Source organism: Actinomadura sp. WAC 06369, from assembly GCF_003947565.1.
GTDB classification, from domain to species: Bacteria; Actinomycetota; Actinomycetes; order Streptosporangiales; family Streptosporangiaceae; genus Spirillospora; species Spirillospora rifamycini.
In genome coordinates, this window is sequence record NZ_QHJN01000268.1 from 1 (window position 1) to 6,471 (window position 6,471).

Here is a 6,471-nt window from a genome sequence, read left to right on the forward strand (position 1 = left end):
GCGGCGGGTCGCGGCCGTTGTGACTGTCATCGCTGCCGACGGGGACAATATGATCGCCACGGTCGGAATCTCCGCCGCAGACCCGTGCGGGCGTGCGGGGGGCCATGGGCTGCGGCCGGTCGACGCGCCCGAGGACTGAGGCCGATCAGCGCCCCCTCGCGCGGCGCGAGGGGGCGCTGATCGGCCTCAGTCCTCGGGCGCGTCGACCGGCCGCAGCCCGGCGAACCCGGCGGCGCGGGCGGCGTGCGCGGCGAGGATTCCGACCGTGGCGATCATGTTGTGCACGTCGCCGGCGAGGACCTTCCGGACGGCCTCGTCGAGCGGCACCCACACGGCGGGCATGTCGGCCTCCTCGTGGATCCGCTCGAAGTCGATCTGGTCGGCGGGGACCTCGGCGACATCCCGGGCGAGGAAGATGCGGACACGCTCGTCCGACATGCCGGACGAGGGGTACACGTCGACGAGGGTGTCCCAGCGCTCCGCCCGGTACCCGGCCTCCTCCAGCAGCTCGCGCCGCGCGAGCTCGTGCAGGGGCTCCCCCGCCACGTCCCGCAGCCCGGCGGGCGCCTCCCACAGCAGCCGCCCGACCGGGTGCCGGTACTGGCGGACGAGCAGGACGCGGTCGCGGTCGTCCAGCGCGATCACGCCGACGGACCCGAGATGCTCGATCACGTCCCGCCCGACGACCTCGCTGCCGTCGCCGCGCGGCATCTCCACCCGGTCGCGCCGGACGTTGAACACGTGCCCCTTGAACGCCGTGGTCTCCTCCACGACGCGCCAGCGCTCCGGGCGGTCGCGGACGTCGTCCGGGCCGAGGCCGCTCACGACGCGGTCACGGCGCCGGGCGCCCGGCCTCGGCCGTGCTCCCCGGCGTAGTCGATCGCGGCGGCGACCAGGCCGGTGAACAGGGGGTGCGGGCGGGTCGGCCGGGAGCGGAACTCCGGGTGCGCCTGCGTCCCGACGAAGAACGGGTGCCGGTCGCGGGGCAGCTCGGCGTACTCGACGAGCCGGCCGTCCGGCGACAGGCCGCTGAACCGCAGTCCGGCGTCCTCCAGCCGGTCGCGGTAGAGGTTGTTCACCTCGTACCGGTGCCGGTGCCGCTCGGAGATCTTCGACTCGCCGTACAGCTCGCGGACGATCGAGTCCTCGGCGAGGTCGGCGGGGTAGAGGCCGAGCCGCATGGTGCCGCCCATGTCGCGCTCGCCGGCGACGACGTCGAGCTGGTCGGCCATGGTCGCGACCACGGGGTCGGCGGTGGTCGCGTCGAACTCGGCGCTGCCCGCGCCGGGGATCCCGGCGAGGTTGCGGGCCGCCTCGATCACCATGCACTGGAGGCCGAGGCAGATGCCGAGCAGCGGGACGCCGTTCTCGCGGGCGTGCCGGACGGCGCCGAGCTTGCCCTCGATGCCGCGGACGCCGAACCCGCCGGGGATCAGCACGCCGTCCACGCCGTCCAGCTCGCGCTTGGCGCCCTCGGGCGTCTCGCAGTCGTCGCTCTTGACCCAGCGGATGCGGACCTTGGCGTCGTTGCCGAACCCGCCGTGCCGGAGCGCCTCGGTGACCGACAGGTACGCGTCGGGCAGGTCGATGTACTTGCCGACGAGGGCGATGGTGACGTCGTGCGCGGGCCGGTGGACGCGCCGCAGCAGCTCGTCCCACGCGCCCCAGTCGACGTCCCGGAACGGCAGGTCGAGGCGGCGGACGACGTAGGCGTCGAGCCCCTCGGCGTGCAGCACCTTCGGGATGTCGTAGATGCTGGCGGCGTCGACGGCGGAGACGACCGCGTCGCGGTCGACGTCGCACATCATGCTGATCTTGTGCTTGAGCCCGTCGGTGATCGGCCGGTCGGAGCGGCACACGATCGCGTCGGGCTGGATGCCGATGGAGCGCAGCGCGGCCACCGAGTGCTGCGTGGGCTTGGTCTTCAGCTCGCCGGACGGGCCGATGTACGGCAGCAGCGAGACGTGCAGGAAGAAGCAGTTCTCGCGGCCGATCTCGTGCCGGATCTGCCGGACGGCCTCCAGGAACGGCTGCGACTCGATGTCGCCGACCGTCCCGCCGACCTCGGTGATCACGACGTCGACCTCGGCGCCGTCGGAGCCGTCCGCCATGCCGCGGATGCGGTCCTTGATCTCGTTGGTGATGTGCGGGATGACCTGCACGGTGTCGCCGAGGTACTCCCCGCGCCGCTCCTTGGCGATGACGTTCGAGTACACCTGGCCGGTGGTGACGTTCGCGGAGCCGTGGAGGTCGGTGTCCAGGAAGCGCTCGTAGTGCCCGATGTCCAGGTCGGTCTCGGCGCCGTCGTCGGTGACGAAGACCTCGCCGTGCTGGAAGGGGTTCATCGTGCCGGGGTCGACGTTGAGGTAGGGGTCGAGCTTCTGCATGGTGACCCGCAGGCCGCGGAGGGTGAGTAGCCGGCCCAGGCTGGACGCCGTCAGACCCTTGCCGAGGCTGGAGGCGACACCGCCGGTGACGAAGAGATGCTTGGTAGGACGAGTTCTACCAGTGGCTGCCGAAGGCAAGAAGGCGCTCCCGTGGTCGTTGCGATGCGGACGGTACCGCTTGGAGCCTGGAGAAGGCTCACTGTCCACGGGCCACCAGGATAACAGCCGCGCACCGGTGAGGCGTCCGGAGGTCGAACGTCCGGTGGCGCCCCGCTCCTGGTCAGGGGCCGAACCGACCGCCCGCGAGCCCACCGCCGCCGTCCCGCCGCAGGCCGTCCCGCCGCAGGCCGTCCCCAGGCCGTCCCGCCGCGCGGCACGGCGGGCCGGTGAGCTGGCGGCACGCCGCGCGGCGCCCCGAGCAGCGTGCTCCGAAGCGGGCTCCGTCGCACACGACGGGGGCGGGCCCGGGCGGCGGCGGTGGCGGTGGTTGGCCTCGGAGGCCGTCGTGGGCCGGTCGCGAGGCTGCCGGGGGCCGGAACGGCGAACGGGACGGCGCGGTCGCGCCGTCCCGTTCGTCCGTCTGCCGCCCGTCCGTCCCCTAGAGGCGGGGCGTGGCCGCGGTCGGCATGATCGTGCGGAGCTGGCGGGTCAGCTCGTCGATCAGCGAGCGCGCCTGGTCGGCGGCGTTCTTGGCGGCGTCGCGCTCCTGGGACAGCTCGGCGATCGCGGCGCGCTGCTCGGTGACCGCCTGCGCCAGCTGGTCGACCCACTGGTCGCGCTCGGCGAGCTTCTCGGCCACGGCGTCGCGCTCGGCGGCCATCTGGCGCATTCCGGCCACCGCCTTGTCCCGTTCCCGGCCGGCCTGGTCGGCGCGGCCGCGGGCGAGGGTGAGCTCGGACTCGGCGCGCGCCTGGGCCTGGACGGCCGCCTCGCGGGCCCGCTCGGCGTCCTCGCGGGCCTTGGCGGCGACGTCGCGCTCGCGCTCGGCCTTCTTGCCCGCCTCCAGCGACTGGGCGGCGGTGTCGAGGGCCTGCTGCCGCTCGGCCTCGGCGGCCTCGGCGCGGCGCTGCGCGTCGGTGGCGCGCCGTTCGGACTCCTGCGCGCGCCGCTCGGCGTCCTGGGCGCGCCGGTCGTTCTCCTGCGCGCGGCGCTCGGCGGCGTCGGCGCGGCGGCGCGTCTCGTCGGCCTCCTTGCCGGCGGCGACCACGGCGTGCTGCAGGTTCTGCGCGGTCATCTCCGCGTCGGACACCTTCGCGCGCAGCGCGGTCAGCTCGGCGTGCGCGGTCTCCAGCGCCCGGGACAGCTCGGCGGCCTGCTCGGCGGCGCGGTCGCGCTCGGTCTCGGCCGCGCGGCGGCCGGCGACGGCGTCCTCGACGGCGCGCAGGGAGTCGTCGCGGGCCTCGCTCATGGCGTCGCGCTGCTGGATGGCCTGCCGGACGGTCGCCTCGGCTTCGGCGACGCGGTGTTCGGCCTGCTCGACCTGGGCCCGCGCCTGGGCCGCCTGGCCCTGCGCCTGCTCCATCTGGGTGCGGGCCTGCTCGGCCTGCGCGCGCGCCTGGTCGGCCTGGATGCGGGCCTGCTCGGCCTGTCCGCGCGCCTGGTCGGCCTGGACGCGTCCCTGCTGGGCCTGGTTCCAGGCGGCGGCCGCGTCGCGCTGGGCGGCCTCCTTCTCCGTCTGGAGGGCCGCGATCTGGGTGACCGCCTCGTTCTGGACCTCGGTGGCGCGGCGCTCCGCCTCGGCGATCTTCCGCTCGGCCTCGACGGCGCGGCGGTCGGCCTCCTCGGCCTGCCCCCGCGCGCGCTGCACCTCGCCCCACGCCGCCGCCGCGTCCCGCTGCGCCGACTCCTTCTCCGCCTGGACGGCCGAGACCTGCGAGGCGGCCTCGCTCTGCGCCTCGGTGATGCGGCGCTCGGCCTCGACGGCGCGGCGGTCGGCCTCCTCGGCCTGCCCCCGCGCGCGCTGCACCTCGCCCCACGCCGCCGCCGCGTCCCGCTGCGCCGACTCCTTCTCCGCCTGCAGGGCCGAGACCTGCGAGGCGGCGTCGTTCTGCGCCTCGGAGACCTTGCGCTCGCCGGCGGCGAGGGCGTCGCCGATCAGGTCGGCCATCTGGCGGAGCCGCTCGACGATGTCCCAGGGCTGCGCCTCGGGCTGCTCGGGCTCCGGCCGGGCGGTGTCGCCGGGCGGGTCCGACTTGGTCATCTGGATCGGCTGCTGGGCGGCAGGCACGGAGACGTCCGACCCGCGCGACGGGTCGCGGCCCATCGCGGGCCAGGGGGAGCCCGGGTCCGGGACTCCGCGCGAACCACCCGATCCGTTCAGCTCGCTCACTGCTCTCCTCGACTGGCGGCGCTGGGCCGCGTTCGCGGGGCTGGTGTGCACGTCGTGTGCGCGGGGCCGCCCGTGGACATGGTGCTCGCTTCACTCCTCGCCCGCAGGCTCGTCGCTTCGCTCACGGAAGGCACTCTAGTCCGGACCGGCGAAACGTTTGCCCAGTTTGGGGTTTGCTTTAGCGGTCCCGGTCCGGTGTTCACGCACGCAGCGCGCCTGATCAACCCCCTATCACGGTCCCGGGCGGGTCCGTGGGGGCTTCCCCGGACGGTGCCATGACTCACACCCGAACGCCACCTCGGAACGTTCCACGGAGACCGGACGAACGCACACACCGAGCCCGAAACCTCCTGCGCACCGGACGCCCCCGCCGGGTGGCCGCCGCGCGGACGCACGCACCACGGCACCGGACGCCGCCCCCACCGCCCAGGACGGACCGAGCGCGCGAGGAGTTTCGGGGTCGGACGCACGCGCGGGCGCGCGCGAGTGCGAGAATCCGGCCCATGGAGCTTCGCACCCTGTACCCGCCGATCGAGCCGTACGACTCCGGGCTGCTCGACGTGGGTGACGGCAACCGCGTCTACTGGGAGGTCTGCGGCAACCCGGACGGCAAGCCCGCCGTCATGCTGCACGGCGGCCCGGGCGGCGGGTGCAGCCCCGCGCACCGCCGGCAGTTCGATCCCGAGGCGTACCGGATCGTGCTGTTCGACCAGCGCAACTGCGGCCGGAGCGAGCCGCACGCCAAGGATCCGGAGGTGTCGTTGGAGGCGAACACCACCTGGCACCTCGTCGCCGACATGGAGCGGCTCCGCGAGCACCTGGGGATCGACCGGTGGCTCGTCTTCGGCGGGAGCTGGGGCAGCGCACTGGCGCTGGCGTACGCGCAGACGCACGCAGACCGCGTCACCGAGCTGGTGCTGCGCGGCATCTTCACGCTGCGGCCGTTCGAGCTGTACTGGTTCTACCAGGAGGGCGCGTCGCTGATCTTCCCCGATCTGTGGGAGCGGTACATCGAGCCGATCCCGGAGGACGAGCGCGAGGACCTCGTCTCCGCGTTCCACGAGCGGCTCAACTCCCCCGACCGCGACGTGCGCGTGGCGGCCGCCCGCGCCTGGTCGACCTGGGAGGGGTCGACGCTCACGCTGCGCCCCGACGCGAAGCTGGCGGACGGCTTCGGCGAGCCCGACTACGCGGTGGCGTTCGCCCGGATCGAGAACCACTACTTCGTCAACGGAGGGTTCTTCGAGGAAGACCAGCTGATCCGGGACGTCGACAAGATCCGGCACATCCCGGCGGTCATCGTGCAGGGCCGCTACGACGTGTGCACGCCCGCCGCGACGGCGTGGGACCTGCACCGCGCGTGGCCGGAGGCGGACTTCCACATCGTGGACGACGCCGGGCACGCCTACAGTGAGCCGGGAATCCTCCACCGCCTGATCGAGGCGACCGACAGGTTCGCCCGCACCCGCTGAGCCGCTCCACGGACGGGCGTCGGACCGCCGAGGCCCGTCCCCTTCTCCCCGTTCCGGTTCTCCTCGCCCCCGGGCGCGTCGCCGCCCCCTCCGTTTACGGTCCACCACCGAACGTCGTTCCAGCCGGTCCGGAACAGGATCGCCCGACAGTGTCCGGAACTCCCCGCGACGGGCGTCCGGATCGTCCGAAACCTGCGATCGCCTTACCTGTCGGTGCGTTCACCCTGACGCCGAGGTAAGCCCTTTGGGGGCTTGCGGGACAGCCGGAGCCCCTCCCAGATCC

The 6,471-nt window shown here is 74.0% G+C and carries 4 protein-coding genes; 1 reads left to right on the plus strand and 3 read right to left on the minus strand.

The annotated features are described in order from the left end of the window. Nucleotides 1–186: 186 nt before the first annotated feature. From DMH08_RS37695 to DMH08_RS40635, 3 genes are all read right to left on the minus strand, one after another. Entirely contained in the window at nucleotides 187–825 is a 639-nt protein-coding gene (locus DMH08_RS37695; RefSeq protein ID WP_026405918.1) for an NUDIX domain-containing protein, read from the minus strand. After that, complete coding sequence (locus DMH08_RS37700) at nucleotides 822–2,525, minus strand: CTP synthase (RefSeq protein ID WP_034521394.1); 1,704 nt, start codon at nucleotides 2,523–2,525, stop codon at nucleotides 822–824. Before DMH08_RS37700 ends, DMH08_RS37695 begins: the two co-directional genes overlap by 4 nt. A gap of 460 nt (nucleotides 2,526–2,985) precedes the next feature. After that, complete coding sequence (locus tag DMH08_RS40635; protein WP_157433257.1) at nucleotides 2,986–4,716, minus strand: hypothetical protein; 1,731 nt, start codon at nucleotides 4,714–4,716, stop codon at nucleotides 2,986–2,988. Between the two features lie 503 nt (nucleotides 4,717–5,219). On the opposite strand from DMH08_RS40635, the gene pip reads away from it, so the two are divergent. Next, nucleotides 5,220–6,188 carry a prolyl aminopeptidase gene (pip, locus tag DMH08_RS37710; RefSeq protein ID WP_026405916.1) on the plus strand — a complete coding sequence of 323 codons (969 nt, stop codon included), beginning with the start codon at nucleotides 5,220–5,222 and terminating at the stop codon, nucleotides 6,186–6,188. Nucleotides 6,189–6,471 lie beyond the last annotated feature (283 nt).

Bases quoted from the DNA above. Each gene is read 5' to 3' on its own strand.
- pip (WP_026405916.1), top strand. From the start codon at position 5,220: ATGGAGCTTCGCACCCTGTACCCGCCGATCGAGCCGTACGACTCCGGG.